This is a genomic window from Pseudomonas sp. (assembly GCF_035512415.1).
Classification (GTDB): domain Bacteria; phylum Pseudomonadota; class Gammaproteobacteria; order Pseudomonadales; family Pseudomonadaceae; genus Aquipseudomonas.
Genome location: NZ_DATKDZ010000020.1, coordinates 1 through 15028 on the forward strand (window position 1 = coordinate 1; position 15028 = coordinate 15028).

The window sequence follows — 15028 nt, forward strand, 5'->3', positions numbered from 1 at the left end:
AGGCCTACTGGGCCAAGAACCTGAAGTAAGCGGTACGTCCACCCGCCGCGCGCGCCCTCCGGCGCGCGCGGTTGTTTCCGGCCCACCCACCCGAGTGCGCACCGCATGTCCAGCCACGCCGCCAACGCCGAACCCGCGTCCCGCTTCGTCGACGGGATCGGTGACTGGGTATTCCGCAACATCGTCGCCATCGCCGGCTGGTTCGTGCTCATCACCCTGGCGCTGGCCGCGTTCTCGATGTACTGGGGCGGCCGCGAGGCCTTCGGCGAATTCGGCTGGGGCTTCCTGACCTCGACCGAATGGGACCCGGTGCAGGAGAAGTACGGTGCCGCGGTGGCCATCTACGGCACCCTGGTCACCACTGCCATCGCCATGATCATCGCCGTGCCGGTCAGTTTCGGCATCGCACTCTTCCTTACCGAAGTGGCGCCGGCCTGGATCCGGCAGCCACTCGGCGCCGCCATCGAACTGCTGGCCGGCATTCCCTCGATCATCTACGGCATGTGGGGCCTGTTCGTGCTCGCGCCGATCCTGGGCAACTACGTCTACCCCTGGATAGACGAGAACATCGGTCCCTGGCCGATCCTCGGCGTCCTGTTCCGCGGCCCGCCGCTGGGCATCGGCATGCTCACCGCCGGCATCGTGCTGGCGATCATGGTCATCCCCTTCATCTCGTCGGTGATGCGCGAGGTCTTCCTGACCGTCCCGAGCCGCCTGAAGGAATCAGCCTACGCGCTGGGCTCGACCACCACCGAGGTGGTCTGGGACATCGTGCTGCCCTACACCCGCTCGGCCGTGATCGGCGGCATCTTCCTGGGCATGGGCCGCGCGCTCGGCGAAACCATGGCCGTCACCTTCGTGCTCGGCAATGCCCACCGCATCAGCGCCTCGCTACTCGATCCCGGCAACTCGATCGCCGCCAGCATCGCCAACGAGTTCGCCGAGGCGACCACGCCGATGTACCAGTCGGCGCTGCTGGCGCTGGGCTTCCTGCTGTTCGTGGTGACCTTCATCGTGCTTTCGATCGCCAAACTCATGCTGATGCAGCTCAAGAAGCGGGAGGGTTACTGATGACCCGCGTCGCCGACCAACTTTTCCTCAAGCGCCGCATCGTCAACGGCGTGTCCCTGGTGCTCTCGGGCGCCGCCGCGATCTTCGGCCTGTTCTGGCTGGTCTGGATCCTGTGGACCACGTTCACCAAGGGCGTGGACGCGATGAGCCTGCAGATGTTCACCGAGATGACCCCGCCTCCGGGCCAGGCCACCGGCGGACTGCTCAACGCGATCGTCGGCAGCCTGCTGATCAGCGGTCTGGCCGTGCTGCTGGGCGCGCCGATTGGCGTCGCCGCCGGCACCTACCTGGCCGAATACGTCAACCACCGCCTGCTGGGCGAAGTGATCCGCTTCGTCAACGACATCCTGCTGTCGGCGCCGTCGATCGTGCTGGGCCTGTTCGTCTACACCCTGGTGGTACGAACCACCGGTGGTTTCTCCGGGTTCGCCGGCGCGATCGCCCTGGCCTTCATCGTGCTGCCGGTGGTCGTGCGCACGACCGACGAGATGCTGCAGCTGGTGCCGACCCAGATGCGCGAGGCCGCGCTGTCGCTGGGCATCCCGCAGTGGAAGGTCACCACCCAGATCCTCTACCGCGCCGCGGCGCCGGGCATCCTCACCGGCATCCTGCTGGCGCTGGCGCGCATCAGCGGCGAGACCGCGCCGCTGCTGTTCACCGCCTTCAACAACCAGTACTGGAACATGGACATGACCCAGGCGGTGCCGAACCTGCCGGTCACCATCTTCCAGTTCGCGTTGAGCCCGTTCGAATACTGGAACCAGCTGGCCTGGGCCGGCGCCTTCCTGATCACGGTGTTCGTGCTGCTGGTCAGCATCACCGCCCGCTTTTTCCTGCTGCGCAAGAAGATGAGCCATGACTGACGCCCCGATGACCAGCGCTCCAATCGCCATCAATACGGTGGTGCCGGTCGCCGCCGAACTCTCGGCACGCGACGCCAAACTCTCCGCCCGCAACCTCGCCTTCAAGTACGGCGACTTCACCGCGCTCAAGGACATCAATCTCGACGTGCCGGAGAAGCGCGTGACTGCGCTGATCGGCCCCTCGGGCTGCGGCAAGTCGACCCTGCTGCGGCTGATCGCCGGACTGGAGTCGATCTGCGCCGGCGACCTGCTGATCGACGGCCGCCGGGTCAACGACCTGGAACCGCGTGAGCGCGGGGTCGGCATGGTGTTCCAGTCCTATGCGCTGTACCCGCATATGAGCGTCTACGACAACATCGGCTTCGGCCTCAAACTGGCCAAGACCGAGAAGCGCAGCCTGCGTGAACGGGTGCTGGAAACCGCGCGCGTGCTGCAGCTGGACAAGCTCTTGCAGCGCAAACCCAAGGAGCTCTCCGGCGGCCAGCGCCAGCGCGTGGCCATGGGCCGGGCAATGGCCCGCGAGCCGGATATCCTGCTGTTCGACGAACCGCTGTCCAACCTCGACGCGGCCCTGCGCGTGCAGATGCGCAACGAGATCGCTCGGCTGCATGCCAGCCTGGGCACCACCATGATCTACGTGACCCACGACCAGGTCGAGGCCATGACCCTGGCCAACAAGATCGTCGTGCTCAATGCCGGGCGCATCGAACAGGTCGGCTCGCCGCGCGAACTCTACGAACGCCCGGTCAGCCGTTTCGTCGCCGGCTTCCTCGGCTCACCGAAGATGAATTTCCTCCCGGCGCAGCTGCTCACGCCGGGCGTGCATAGCGCGATCGCCACGCCGGCCCTTGGCCAGCTGACGGCCTTACCCTTCGACAGCAGCGCGCTGGCGGTCGGCAGCCCGCTGACCCTGGGTATCCGTCCCGAGCACCTGAGCCTGGAAAAAGCCCAAGGTGACGCCGGCTTGCTTGTGGTCGGGGTCGAGTACCTGGGCTGCGAAACCTATGTGCACCTCGATGTCGGCCAGGACGAGCCGCTGATCTGCCGTTGCGCGGCGAATGCCGACTGGCGTCATGGCGACCGCGTCGAGCTGCGTCCGGATATCGACAACCTGCATCTGTTCGATGCCGACGACAAGGCCCTGCCGCACCGCCCCATAGCAGCCGACGCCAGCATAGCCCTGCGCGCCGTTCGCCAAGGCTGAGCATGACCCACTCCATCAACCCAACGAGCACTTGCATGCCTGTTTCCCTCGACCTCGCTCAGCGCCCGCTGAGCGAGGGTAGCGCGCCCCCCACCCCCGACTATCGGCCCGGCTACCACCTCGCCCCCCCAACCGGCTGGATGAACGACCCGAATGGCGTGGTGTACTTCCGCGGCGAATACCATGTGTTCTATCAACACCATCCCTTCGATGCCAGTTGGGGGCCGATGTACTGGGGCCATGCCAAGAGCCGCGACCTGGTGCATTGGCAGCACCTGCCCATCGCCCTGGAGCCGGGCGACGAATTCGACCAGCACGGCTGCTTCTCCGGCAGCGCCGTGGTCTGTGGTGACAGCCTGGCGCTGCTCTACACCGGGCATACCTGGCTCGCCGAGGTGGGCGACGAGCGCAGCATCCGCCAGGTCCAGTGCCTGGCCACCAGCGAAGACGGCGTGCATTTCGTCAAGCACGGGGCGGTCATCGACGCCGCCCCGGATGCCGCGATCATGCATTTTCGCGACCCCAAGGTCTGGCGCGATGGTGAGCATTGGTACCTGATCGCCGGCGCACGCCTGGGCGATGTGCCGCTGCTGCCGTTGTACCGCTCCACGGATCTGCGCGCCTGGGAGTTCCTCGCCTACGTGAGCCGCGGCGACGCGGGCGACGGCTATATGTGGGAATGCCCTGACTTGTTCCGCCTCGGCGGCCAGGACGTGCTGCTGTATTCCCCCCAAGGCATGCAGCCCGAGGGTTTCGAGCGGCTGAACAAGTTCCAGACCGGCTACCGGGTCGGCCAGCTCGACAGCGATTGGCAGTTCACTGGCGGGCCCTTTATCGAGCTGGATAACGGCCACGATTTCTACGCCGCGCAAACCCTGCTGGCCGCCGACGGCCGGCGTCTGCTCTGGGCCTGGCTGGACATGTGGGACAGCCCGATGCCGAGCCAGGCCCAGCACTGGTGCGGCATGCTCGGTGTGCCGCGGGAACTGCAACTGCATAAGGGTCGCCTGCACAGCTACCCCGCACGCGAACTGGCGGCGCTGCGCCAAGCCCCGCTGTTGGCGGACGGCGCGCTGTGCTGGGAAGGCTCAGGCACGCAGCCACTGTCCACGTTGAACGGCGATAGGCTGGAAATCGAGCTGCAACTGGAGCTGGCCGAGTGCCGCGAGGGCCGCCTGGGCATTGCCTTGCGCTGCAGCGCCGACGGCCAGGAACAGACCCTGCTCTACTACGACGCACAACTGCAACGCCTGGTGCTCGACCGCAGCCGCTCGGGCGCGGGGGTCAGCGGCCAACGCAGCGTGGCACTGGCAGCGACACAAGCGACACTGAGGTTACGGGTGTTTCTCGACCGCTCCTCCATCGAGGTGTTCGCCGCGGATGGCAGCTTCAGCCTCAGCAGCCGCATCTATCCGCAACCGGATAGCCTGGGGCTGGCACTGTTCGGCAGCGGCGGCGGGCAGGTTGCGGTGCGCCAGGCCTGGCAGCTGTCCAGCGGTTGGCTCTGATCGGCTGCTGACACTGCTTGCAGAGGCCGCAATGTAGGGTGCGCCGTGTGGACCAGGAACCTACGCCGACGCCGGTGCGCACGGCGCACCCTACGAAGGGGCCAGGCCGAAGACCGCTTGGTGGGTTACGTGGCGCACATACCTCGCAGTTGCTTCGCCATCCCGGTTCCGCGCCACTAACCTGCGCGGCCCGACCCACCCTACAAAACCGGACGGGTACATCGCCATTGCAATGGCCTGCTGACAGGCGGCGGCGCTGTGGCATGATTCACGACTCACATTGCCTGGTTGTATTGCATGACTTCAGTGAAAGACGTTGCACGGCTGGCCGGCGTGTCCCTGATGACGGTCTCGCGGGCGCTCAACAGTCCGGAAAAGCTCAGCCCCGAGACCTACCAGCGAGTGCGCCGCGCCATCGACGAACTGCAGTTCGTGCCCAGCATGTCGGCCCGCAAGATCCGCGGCGATAACCTGCAAAGCCGAACCATCGGCGTGTTCGCCCTGGATACCGCGACCACGCCGTTTGCCGTGGAGCTGCTGCTGTCCATCGAGCAGACCGCGCAAGAGGCCGGCTGGAACGTCTTCGTACTCAACCTGCTGAGCGACTCGCCCAGCGAGCAGAGCATCGACCTGATGCTCTCGCACCGTCCCGACGGCCTGATCTTCAGCGCCATGGGGCTGCGCCGGGTGAACATTCCCGAGCGCCTGAAGAGCAAACCGCTGATCCTCGCCAATTGCCTGGCCGAGGACCGCAGCCTGACCAGCTACGTGCCGGATGACGAGGCAGGGCAATACCGCGCCGTACAGCACGCCCTCAGCCAGGGTTATCGACGCCCCCTGTGCATCAACCTGCCAAGCCAGAGCCTGGCCTGGGAACTGCGCCAGAAGGGCATGCAACGGGCCTTCGACGAGTTCGGCCTGGTGCCCGGCGACCTACTGCAGTACGACCTCTCGGCCCATGATGCCTATGGCGAGACGCTGACGATCCTCGACCGGCATATCGTCGAGGGCCGTGCGCAATTCGACATCCTTATCTGCGGCAACGACCGTATCGCCTTCTGCGCCTACCAGGTGCTGCTGGCCCGCGGCCTGAAGATCCCCACGGACGTCGCCGTGCTCGGCTACGACAATATGATCGGCATCGCCGAACTGTTCCTGCCGCCGCTGACCACGGTGCAACTGCCCTACTACGAGATCGGCCAGCGCGCCGCGCGCCACCTGATCGAGGCCCTTGAGATAACCGGGACTCAACGGGTGGACTGCCCGCTGGTTATCCGCGCCTCGCTTTGAAGGCGGCCTGGCGACGCCCCTCGAAGATTTCAGAGCCGCTGACACCCCCATCAAAGCAGGCTTAGTTGCGCCCCCGGCGGGCAGAACAACGAGCAGTCCAGGCCCTGAGTATCGCGGCGGTCCAGGCCGAGCTTGCGGCTGGCCAGACGAAAGCGCTGGGCCAACAACTCGGCGAACGGGCCTTCACCGCGCATGCGGCTGCCGAAGCGGCTGTCGTAGTTCTTGCCGCCGCGCGACTGGCGGATCAGGCTCATGACATGCTCGGCGCGCTCGGGAAAGTGCGCCTGCAACCACCCCTCGAACAATTCCGCGATTTCCAGCGGCAGGCGCAGCAGCACATAACCGGCGGAACGCGCACCGGCATCGTGAGCGGCCTCAAGCAGGTGCTCCAGCTCCATGTCGTTGATCATCGGGATCATCGGCGCGCAGATCACGCTGACCGGCACCCCGGCATCGTGCAAGGTGCGCATGGCGCGCAGGCGCGCCCCAGGCGAAGCGGCGCGCGGCTCCATGATGCGTTTCAGTTCATCGTCCAGGGTGGTCAAGCTGAAGGCCACGCTGACCAGGCGCTGACTGGCCAATTCGCCGAGCAGATCGAGGTCGCGCAGGATCAGCGAGCCTTTGGTGATGATGTGCACGGGATGCTTGTAGCGCAGCAGCACCTCCAGAGCCTGGCGGGTCAGGCGCTGCTCGCGCTCGATCGGCTGATAGGCGTCGGTATTGATGCCCAGGGCTATCGGCTGCGGCACATAGCCGGGCTTTTGCAGTTCTTCCTCGAGGCGGCTGGCCAGGTTGGTCTTGGCGATCAACTTGGTCTCGAAGTCGATACCCGGCGACATATCCCAGTAGGCATGGCTGGGCCGAGCAAAACAGTAGATGCAGCCATGCTCGCAGCCCCGATAGGGGTTCACCGAACGGTCGAAACCGACATCCGGCGAGCTGTTGCGGCTGATCACCGTCTTCGCCAGTTCGCTGCGCACCTCGGTGGCGCGCGAGGGCGGCGTCTCGTCCTGGAACCAGCCGTCGTCCTCGGACTCCGAACGGGTCGGGGCGAAGCGGTTGTGCGGGTTACTGGCGGTGCCGCGACCACGCGGCGGCAAAGAAACGGACATGGGGTAACTCCGACAGAATACTGTATATAAATACAGCTATTTTGCCCCACCCCCAAGTACCAGCCGTCGCCCTGCCGGCAGCCTCCTCAAGCGCAGACGCTGCAGCATGGGCACAATCATTCGCGACCAAGACTGTTCCCAAGAGGCCTGCTGCCCTGTAGCCCGAATAAGCGCCAGCGCAATCCGGGGCAGCGCTCCCGACTTGGCCAGGCCACCGGGCCTTATTCGGGCTACGAGACTAAGGTCCTCCGCGAAATCTACTCCGTCGGCTTTTTATGGCCTGCCATCCCTGGCGGTCACCCTACGGGCCGTCGCTGCGCGACGTTAAAAATGACTCCCGGTCATTTTTTCAGCTTGGGATTGGGAAAGAACTGCACCGCCTGCACCTTGGGGTCGGCGGCCTTGGGTTTCAGGGCGCTGATGTTGACCCGGGTCGGCAGCTCACGGGGCACCGAGTTGCCGCGCTCGTCGAGGGTATCGGCATAACCGCAGGCCACGCATTCGCGGTGCGGCACGCCACCCTCGTCCCACATCTGGATCTTGTCCATCTCGCTGCACGCCGGGCATACGGCCCCGGCGATAAAGCGCTTCTTGGAAATACTCATGGTTAATCCGCTTATGCGGCCTCCTGACTTAGCCCCAGATGCCGCAGCAGCGGGTCAATGCTCGGCTCGCGGCCGCGAAAGTCGACAAACAGCTGCATCGGCTCCTGCGAACCACCGCGAGCGAGGATCGCCTCGCGGAAGGCGCTGCCGGTGTCGCGGTTGAACACGCCCTCTTCCTCGAACCTGGAGAACGCATCGGCCGAAAGCACTTCGGCCCATTTGTAGCTGTAGTAACCGGCCGCATAACCGCCGGAGAAGATATGCGCGAAGCTGTTGGGGAAGCGGTTGTAGGCCGGCGGACGCAGCACCGAGACCTCGTTGCGGATGCCTTCTAGCACCTCCAGCACGCTACGGCCGTCGCCGTGGGTGGCGTGCAGTTCGAAGTCGAACAGGCTGAACTCGATCTGCCGCACCATCATCAGCCCGGACTGGAAGTTCTTCGCCGCCAGCATCTTGTCCAGCAGGTCCTGGGGCAGCGGCTCGCCGGTCTCATGGTGGCCGGAGATCAGCGCCAGGCCCTCGGGCTCCCAGCACCAGTTCTCCATAAACTGGCTCGGCAGTTCGACCGCATCCCAGGCCACGCCATTGATGCCGGACGCACCGGCATGTTCGACGCGGGTCAGCAGGTGATGCAGGCCGTGGCCGAATTCGTGGAACAGGGTAGTGACTTCGTCATGGGTCAGCAGCGCCGGCTTGCCGCCGACGCTCGGCGTGAAATTGCACACCAGATTGGCCACCGGGCTGATCAGCTTGCCATCGGCGTCGCGGCGCTTGTCGCGCGCGCCGTCCATCCAGGCCCCGCCGCGCTTATTGGCGCGGGCGTAGAGGTCGAAGAAGAAGCGCCCAACGTGCTGGCCGTTCTCCTTGATTTCAAACAGGCGCACGTCCGGGTGCCAGCTGTCGAAGCCGCTCAACTCCTCGATCTGAATCCCGTAGAGCTGCTCGACTATGGCGAACAGGCCGCTGAGTACCTTGTCCACCGGGAAGTAGGCGCGGAGGATTTCCTGGGAAATGCTGTAGCGCTGCTCGCGCAGTTTTTCGCTGTAGTAGCCCACGTCCCAGCTTTGCAGATCGCTGCAGCCCTGTTCGGCGGCGAAGGCCTGTAGCTCGCGCAGGTCCTGCTCGGCAAACGGCTTGCCGCGTACCCCGAGGTCGCGCAAAAAGTGCAGTACTTGGTCGGTGGTCTCGGCCATCTTGCTAGCCAAGCTCAGCTCGGCGTAGTTGGCGAAGCCCAGCAGCTTGGCCAGCTCCTGACGCAGGGCGAGGATTTCCAGCATCAGCGGGCCGTTGTCGTTCTGCCCGGCATTCGGCCCCTGGTCGGAGGCGCGGGTGCAATAGGCGGCGTAGACCTCTTCACGCAGGGCGCGGTCGTCGGCGTAGGTCATCACCGCGAAGTAGCTGGGGAACTCCAGGCTGATCAGCCAGCCGTCCAGGCCCTTGGCCTCGGCCGCCTGCTTCATCTGCGCCTTGGCCGAATCGGTCAGCCCGGCCAGGGCCGCTTCGTCGGTTACCTGCTTGGTCCAGGCCTGGGTGGCATCGAGCAGCTGGTTGGAGAACTTGCTGGCCAGCTCCGAGAGTTTCATCTGCACCGCGCCGTAACGCTGTTGCTCGGCTTCCGGCAAGTCGATACCGGACAGGCGAAAATCGCGCAGGGCGTGTTCCAGGATGGTCGTCTGCGCCACCTCGAAGCCTTCGGCTTCCGGGCTGCTTGCCAGAGCCTCGTAGGCCTGGAACAGCGCGCGGTTCTGCCCCAATTCAGTGGCGTATTCCGACAGCTTGGGCAGGCAGGCCTCATAGGCCGTGCGCAGCTCGGCGTTGTTGCACACCGCATTGAGGTGGCTGACCGGGCTCCAGGCCTGGCCCAGGCGCGCATTCAACTCATCGAGGAGCAGAACCAGCCCTTTCCAGCTTGGTGTGCCAGACTGTTGCTTGAGCAGCTCGGCAATCGCCGCGCGATTCTCGGCGAGAAGCGCGTCCACCGCCGGCTCCACATGCTCGGGGCGAATGGCGGAATAGGCTGGCAGGTCGAAGGCTTGCAGCAGGGGATTGTTGGCAGTCACTAAGATTCACCTGTAACGGAATGAGTTGGCAGCCATGCCCCGGTGGCCGCGAAGCGCTCCCGGTGGCAGGCTTGAGTGAACAATGGCCGTGGTAAAAACAGCGGCGATGTTCTGAACATGGGTGCCATCTTAATTACAATCAAGGCTAGGCGCAGCTTAAGAACCTGTTTGCGATCTGCTGCGCGTCGGCCCTGCTGCGTTAAAAACCGGCTCGGAATGCTCATGTACAACAGTACACTCCGCTTCCTCGCCAGTTTTTGCCTTGCAGGACTCTAGCTCGCGAAATCGCAAACAGGTTCTAAGAGGTTTCTATCGTGGCGATACGTACTTACCAGCAGTTCACTCCATTGCTCGGCTCGCGGGCGTTTGTCGACGTTTCGGCCGTGGTTCTGGGCGATGTGGAAATCGGTGCGGACAGCTCAATCTGGCCCCTGGTGGTGATCCGCGGCGACATGCACAGCATCCGCATCGGCGAACGTACCAGCATTCAGGATGGCAGCGTGCTGCATATCACCCACGCCGGCCCCTTCAACCCCCGCGGCTACCCGCTGAATATCGGCGACGATGTGACCATCGGCCATAACGTCACCCTGCACGGCTGTGAAATCGGCAACCGCGTCCTGATCGGCATGGGCAGCATCATCATGGACGGCGTGGTGATCGACGAGGAAGTCATGCTCGGTGCCGGCAGCCTGGTCGCACCGGGCAGCCATCTGGAAAGCGGCTACCTGTACGTCGGCAGCCCAGCCAAAAAGGCCCGCGCACTGACCGAGAAGGAACGCAGCTATTTCCGCTACAGCGCCGACAACTACGTGCGCCTGAAGGATCAGCATTTGATGGAAGGCTATGCCAGCCGGTGAACATTCGCCTGATCAGCGACGCTGACTTCGACCAGGTCTGGCCGATCATTCACGAGGTGGTGCAGGCCCAGGAAACCTACGCGTTCGACCCGCAGATGGATCGCGATAGCGCCTGGAACCTCTGGGTCAAACTGCCGCGCGCCACCTTTGTCGCCGAACGCGACGGGCAGATTCTCGGCACCTACTACATCAAACCCAACGCCGCCGGCCCCGGCGACCATGTGTGCAACTGCGGCTATATGACCGCACCGTCCGCACGCGGCCAGGGCGTAGCCGGAGCGCTATGCGCCCACTCACTGAAGGCAGCACGCGAACTGGGTTTTAGCGCCATGCAATTCAACAGCGTGGTTTCGACCAACCAAGTGGCCGTGGCGCTGTGGCAAAAGCACGGCTTCGAGATCGTCGGCACCCTGCCCAAGGCCTATCGCCACGCCCGACACGGGCTGGTGGATTGTTATGTGATGTATCGCAGTTTGGGCTGAGCGGCCCAGCGGGGAGTTATACGCGGCGATTCACGGCAATCGGGAGCGGTGACGGTTATCTGTTTTTGAGCTGCCTATGCGGCAGTGAAGGTGGTGCACCAGATGCCGGCGGTCTACTCCAATTTCTGAGCTGCCTATACGGCAGTGAAGATCATCGCCGCCCCTTACGCCGGAACGTGCGCTTTCTGAGCTACCTATCCGGCAGTGAAGCACGACGCCACCGAGGCCTATGTGGGCGACATTTTCTGAGCTACCTACGCGGCAGTGAAGCTGTCTCCGTGGCTTAGTCGCGGCCGTTACATTTTCTGAGCTGCCTATGCGGCAGTGAAGGTGCTGCACGCCGGTGCGCCGGAGTTGAGCGATTTCTGAGCTGCCTATGCGGCAGTGAAGCACGGCTCGGTGCGGATGGCTTCTGTGATCATTTTCTGAGCTGCCTATTCGGCAGTGAAGACTGGAAGCAGCAACGTATTTGCCGGCTGATCTTTCTGAGCTGCCTATTCGGCAGTGAAGCGGCTTGTTCCACGCTTCGATCAGGCCATCCATTTCTGAGCTGCCTATTCGGCAGTGAAGCAGCGATCCGCACGGCAACAACGCTGCCTTCTTTTCTGAGCTGCCTATTCGGCAGTGAAGTGCTCGGCAAACCGCTTTTCGGTCTTGTTCATTTTCTGAGCTGCCTATTCGGCAGTGAAGGGTGCTAGCGCCTCGGCTTGCTTGCCCCAAACGTTTCTGAGCTGCCTATTCGGCAGTGAAGTCCTCCCAGGTGGAAGGCGAAGTCGGCGAGCTTTTCTGAGCTGCCTATTCGGCAGTGAAGATTGCGGAGTGCATCGAGACCAAAGGCCACATTTTCTGAGCTGCCTACGCGGCAGTGAAGCGCCCGACCAACCGGCGCAGATCGGCCTCTTTTTTCTGAGCTGCCTACGCGGCAGTGAAGCCGGACGGCCAGTTTTCAGCGCTATCTGCAATTTTCTGAGCTGCCTACGCGGCAGTGAAGTCGATCCTGTCTAAGCACGTCGGGGCGGCCGTTTTCTGAGCTGCCTACGCGGCAGTGAAGGGGCCACCTATCTGGCGTTTTCGTTTTAGACATTTCTGAGCTGCCTACGCGGCAGTGAAGCTTTTCGAGCGAGCTGAGGCGAACCCTTGCCATTTCTGAGCTGCCTACGCGGCAGTGAAGTTTGAAGCCTGGCGCAAGTCGGTAACCCTATGTTTCTGAGCTGCCTACGCGGCAGTGAAGGTTAAACAGGCGATTCGCCTACGTCACTATCATTTCTGAGCTGCCTACGCGGCAGTGAAGTTCAAGCAGGCCCAGGAAGAGAAGGTCTCCCTTTTCTGAGCTGCCTACGCGGCAGTGAAGTTGGTCTGGAAAGGCGGCCCAGCTCGCCTACTTTTCTGAGCTGCCTACGCGGCAGTGAAGATCGCGCCGCCGCCACATCAGCAGGAAGTCAGTTTCTGAGCTGCCTACGCGGCAGTGAAGGCGGCATTACGACTACAGGCGCGGCGGGTGCTTTTCTGAGCTGCCTACGCGGCAGTGAAGGGCCTGGGCGCTGATCACGTCATAGCCGAACATTTCTGAGCTGCCTACGCGGCAGTGAAGGCTGCCTGGGACGCCGGGCATCAGAACGTATTTTTCTGAGCTGCCTACGCGGCAGTGAAGCATACGAAGGCAGAACTATCGCCGAGCGCCTTTTTCTGAGCTGCCTACGCGGCAGTGAAGCGGGTCGCGCGGCATTGAAAATATTTTCATCATTTCTGAGCTGCCTACGCGGCAGTGAAGGCTTACATGGTGACGCGCCGCCCAGTCGATCATTTCTGAGCTGCCTACGCGGCAGTGAAGAAGGGGTCGCCGTTGCGGTCGCGGGTCATTCCTTTCTGAGCTGCCTACGCGGCAGTGAAGCTGCAGCTGTAAGCCTAGGGTAAGGGTGCAAATTTCTGAGCTGCCTACGCGGCAGTGAAGTACCGCTGCCAGCGGTCGCCGTTTGGATTTGATTTCTGAGCTGCCTACGCGGCAGTGAAGGAATCGGGCCAGAAACTCGGCCTGCAGGCGCTTTTCTGAGCTGCCTACGCGGCAGTGAAGCCCCCGTTCTAGACTCATCAGGGAACATATACTTTCTGAGCTGCCTACGCGGCAGTGAAGCACTAGCGGATGGCCTGGGGCGTTGGCGGTCATTTCTGAGCTGCCTACGCGGCAGTGAAGACCGAGGCCATGGCCGCAGCCGGCAGCGAGCTTTTCTGAGCTGCCTACGCGGCAGTGAAGTAGAGCAATAAAGCCGCAGCGCCTTGCCCTGCAAAGCGTTGCGGCCTTTTCCAGCTATTTACCCTGTTTTTCTACTGTTCGCTAACTCCTTGTTTTTAAAGAGCTTGGTTTGGCCCGCGAAAAAAGGGTCAAAACCAGGGTACGGTCGCTTCGCGGCTTAGGCCGTAGGCGTTGAAGGTGCCGGTTTGGGCGTTGTCCTGGATCGGGCCTTGGGCGATAAACAGGCGGAAGCGTTGGCCGCTGCTCTGACTGTGCAGGTCGATAAAGGGCAAGTCCGTGGTTTTGCCGGCGTGGTCGGGGATACGCTGGCGGGCTTGTTCCTCGGTCAGGCCGTGGCGTTTGATGGCGCGGCGGCGCAGGCGCTCGGGGTTGCTGTCGACTTGCACGCGGCGCAGGCCGCGGTGTTTGGCATCAGCCGGCACCGCGGTCAACTCGCTCAGTTGCACATGGTCGCGCATGCCACTTAACCAGTTGCGCGCCAGCAGCCGGTCCAACCCCGTTGCGCTGCCGTGCAAACGCAGGCGCTGGCCAAAGCCATGGTCGGCGCGCGGGCTATCGGGAAAGCTGACGCCGATATCGTCGCAGCCCAGTTCGACCAGGCCGCGGTGCAGTTTGGCAAACAGCGCGTTCATCAACTGCGTTGCCGGGAACTCCGGGTCGGGCAGCAGTTTCAGGTCAATGTAGTGGTTCATGGCTAGCCCGCCTCACCGAATACGCCGCCGCGAATCAGGGTGGCCATGACGAAGTGCTGGTCGCCTTCGCTCGGCACCTTGTCCTTGAGCAGCCAGTTATCCAGCAGGTTGTAGAAATCCGCCTTGGCTTTGGGCTGGCGGTAGGCGCGGCCTTCGGTGGTGACCGAGCCGTAGGGTTCCACGGCGATGGGGCCGAGTTCGCCGGCATCGGGATACCAGGTATCGACGGTGCGCAGGGCGTTGCCGAGTTTTTGCGAGTGGATGCCGGCGATGTGGTTGACCTGATAGAGGGTCTTGCTCTTGTCGCCGCGCTCCCGGCCGAGGATCAGTTCCTGGGACGGAAACACTTCCTGGCCAGCGCCGATACGCACGTAAGCGGTGACGCCGAGCAGCACATGGCGCTCGCCGCCCAGGCCGTCGGCTATCAGGCTGGCCAGCTCGGCCAGGGCAGCCTCTGCGGTGCCGCTAGCGTCGAAGTGGCGCAGGGACAGGCCCAGGGCATCGAAGGTCCAGTGCTTGGCGGGCTTGCCGTCGACCAGATGGGCGATCTGCACTTCGACCTGTTCGGCACCGATGCGGTTGCGCCAGAGAAAGCGCCCATTGGCCAGGTTATGCGCGTAGCGCCGCGCCAGTTCGCCGAAGCCGTGAGCGCCGACATAGCCTTGCACGGTGTCCAGCAGCTTCTGCCGGTAGTCAGCATCGTTGCAGGCCGAGGGCGTGCCGGCACCGCCGAGTACGCGCAGGGTGAAGCTGACGCGCAGGGTATCGGCGTCGTGCGGCAGGGCGGCGACGTCGACGGTCTGCAGGTTGGGGTTCTCGATGGCGGCGTCGAGTTTGGCCGGATCCTGATCCTTGGCTTTCAGGCGGTTGGAGATGGTGCCGCGCACGGACTTTTCCCGCACCGCGAGCGGTTTCCAGTTGTCCCGCGCCTGCCAGTCACCGGCATGAAACAGCGCGTCGGACGGGTCGAGCTTGCGTTCGAAGGCCAGTACGGATGCGGTCTTCAGGGGTGTGGTGGTGGTCATGATGG

The 15028-nt window shown here is 63.6% G+C and carries 12 protein-coding genes and 1 CRISPR repeat array; of the genes, 7 read left to right on the forward strand and 5 right to left on the reverse strand.

Annotated features, from left to right (window positions below; genetic code table 11):
* Positions 1-105: 105 nt before the first annotated feature.
* The 5 genes from pstC (at position 106) to VMP31_RS10035 (ending at position 5936) form a co-directional block, all read left to right on the forward strand.
* On the forward strand, positions 106-1071 hold the full coding sequence (gene pstC, locus VMP31_RS10015; RefSeq protein ID WP_325506628.1) for a phosphate ABC transporter permease subunit PstC: 966 nt from the start codon (positions 106-108) through the stop codon (positions 1069-1071).
* Positions 1071-1934, forward strand: a complete 864-nt coding sequence (gene pstA, locus VMP31_RS10020; protein ID WP_325506630.1) for a phosphate ABC transporter permease PstA — start codon at positions 1071-1073, stop codon at positions 1932-1934. The genes pstC and pstA overlap by 1 nt, the downstream gene beginning before the upstream one ends.
* Positions 1927-3138, forward strand: coding sequence for a sn-glycerol-3-phosphate ABC transporter ATP-binding protein UgpC (locus VMP31_RS10025; protein WP_325506632.1), 1212 nt, complete (start codon positions 1927-1929; stop codon positions 3136-3138). The genes pstA and VMP31_RS10025 overlap by 8 nt, the downstream gene beginning before the upstream one ends.
* A 2-nt stretch (positions 3139-3140) precedes the next feature.
* Positions 3141-4646 (forward strand): glycoside hydrolase family 32 protein, encoded by a 1506-nt coding sequence (locus VMP31_RS10030; protein ID WP_325506634.1) that lies wholly within the window; start codon positions 3141-3143, stop codon positions 4644-4646.
* Positions 4647-4943: 297 nt separating this feature from the next.
* Positions 4944-5936 carry a LacI family DNA-binding transcriptional regulator gene (locus VMP31_RS10035; protein WP_325506636.1) on the forward strand — a complete coding sequence of 331 codons (993 nt, stop codon included), beginning with the start codon at positions 4944-4946 and terminating at the stop codon, positions 5934-5936.
* A 50-nt stretch (positions 5937-5986) separates the two neighbouring features.
* On the opposite strand, the gene VMP31_RS10040 is transcribed toward VMP31_RS10035, so the two are convergent.
* The 3 genes from VMP31_RS10040 to prlC all read right to left on the reverse strand — a co-directional run bounded on the left by VMP31_RS10040 (position 5987) and on the right by prlC (position 9713).
* Entirely contained in the window at positions 5987-7048 is a 1062-nt protein-coding gene (locus VMP31_RS10040; protein WP_325506637.1) for a PA0069 family radical SAM protein, read from the reverse strand.
* A 341-nt stretch (positions 7049-7389) separates the two neighbouring features.
* Positions 7390-7653 carry a YheV family putative zinc ribbon protein gene (locus VMP31_RS10045; protein ID WP_414705445.1) on the reverse strand — a complete coding sequence of 88 codons (264 nt, stop codon included), beginning with the start codon at positions 7651-7653 and terminating at the stop codon, positions 7390-7392.
* A gap of 11 nt (positions 7654-7664) precedes the next feature.
* Positions 7665-9713 (reverse strand): oligopeptidase A, encoded by a 2049-nt coding sequence (prlC, locus tag VMP31_RS10050; RefSeq protein ID WP_325506638.1) that lies wholly within the window; start codon positions 9711-9713, stop codon positions 7665-7667.
* A 314-nt stretch (positions 9714-10027) separates the two neighbouring features.
* On the opposite strand from prlC, the gene VMP31_RS10055 reads away from it, so the two are divergent.
* Positions 10028-10573, forward strand: a complete 546-nt coding sequence (locus VMP31_RS10055) for a gamma carbonic anhydrase family protein (protein ID WP_325506640.1) — start codon at positions 10028-10030, stop codon at positions 10571-10573.
* Positions 10570-11055, forward strand: a complete 486-nt coding sequence (locus tag VMP31_RS10060; protein WP_325506641.1) for a GNAT family N-acetyltransferase — start codon at positions 10570-10572, stop codon at positions 11053-11055. Before VMP31_RS10055 ends, VMP31_RS10060 begins: the two co-directional genes overlap by 4 nt.
* 62 nt (positions 11056-11117) lie before the next feature.
* A CRISPR array of direct repeats spans positions 11118-13306; the repeat unit is 28 nt; unit sequence TTTCTGAGCTGCCTACGCGGCAGTGAAG.
* A gap of 128 nt (positions 13307-13434) precedes the next feature.
* Here the strand turns inward: VMP31_RS10060 and cas6f are convergent.
* Together cas6f and csy3 are read right to left on the reverse strand one after the other, a co-directional pair.
* The gene (gene cas6f, locus VMP31_RS10065; RefSeq protein WP_325506643.1) at positions 13435-13998 is read right to left on the reverse strand and encodes a type I-F CRISPR-associated endoribonuclease Cas6/Csy4; all 564 of its coding nucleotides are present in this window, start codon (positions 13996-13998) and stop codon (positions 13435-13437) included.
* Positions 13999-14000: 2 nt separating this feature from the next.
* On the reverse strand, positions 14001-15023 hold the full coding sequence (csy3, locus tag VMP31_RS10070; protein ID WP_325506645.1) for a type I-F CRISPR-associated protein Csy3: 1023 nt from the start codon (positions 15021-15023) through the stop codon (positions 14001-14003).
* Positions 15024-15028: the final 5 nt, after the last annotated feature.

Bases quoted from the DNA above. Each gene is read 5' to 3' on its own strand.
- pstC (WP_325506628.1), top strand. From the start codon at position 106: ATGTCCAGCCACGCCGCCAACGCCGAACCCGCGTCCCGCTTCGTCGAC.
- pstA (WP_325506630.1), top strand. From the start codon at position 1,071: ATGACCCGCGTCGCCGACCAACTTTTCCTCAAGCGCCGCATCGTCAAC.
- VMP31_RS10025 (WP_325506632.1), top strand. From the start codon at position 1,927: ATGACTGACGCCCCGATGACCAGCGCTCCAATCGCCATCAATACGGTG.
- VMP31_RS10030 (WP_325506634.1), top strand. From the start codon at position 3,141: ATGACCCACTCCATCAACCCAACGAGCACTTGCATGCCTGTTTCCCTC.
- VMP31_RS10035 (WP_325506636.1), top strand. From the start codon at position 4,944: ATGACTTCAGTGAAAGACGTTGCACGGCTGGCCGGCGTGTCCCTGATG.
- VMP31_RS10040 (WP_325506637.1), bottom strand. From the start codon at position 7,048: ATGTCCGTTTCTTTGCCGCCGCGTGGTCGCGGCACCGCCAGTAACCCG.
- VMP31_RS10045 (WP_414705445.1), bottom strand. From the start codon at position 7,653: ATGAGTATTTCCAAGAAGCGCTTTATCGCCGGGGCCGTATGCCCGGCG.
- cas6f (WP_325506643.1), bottom strand. From the start codon at position 13,998: ATGAACCACTACATTGACCTGAAACTGCTGCCCGACCCGGAGTTCCCG.
- csy3 (WP_325506645.1), bottom strand. From the start codon at position 15,023: ATGACCACCACCACACCCCTGAAGACCGCATCCGTACTGGCCTTCGAA.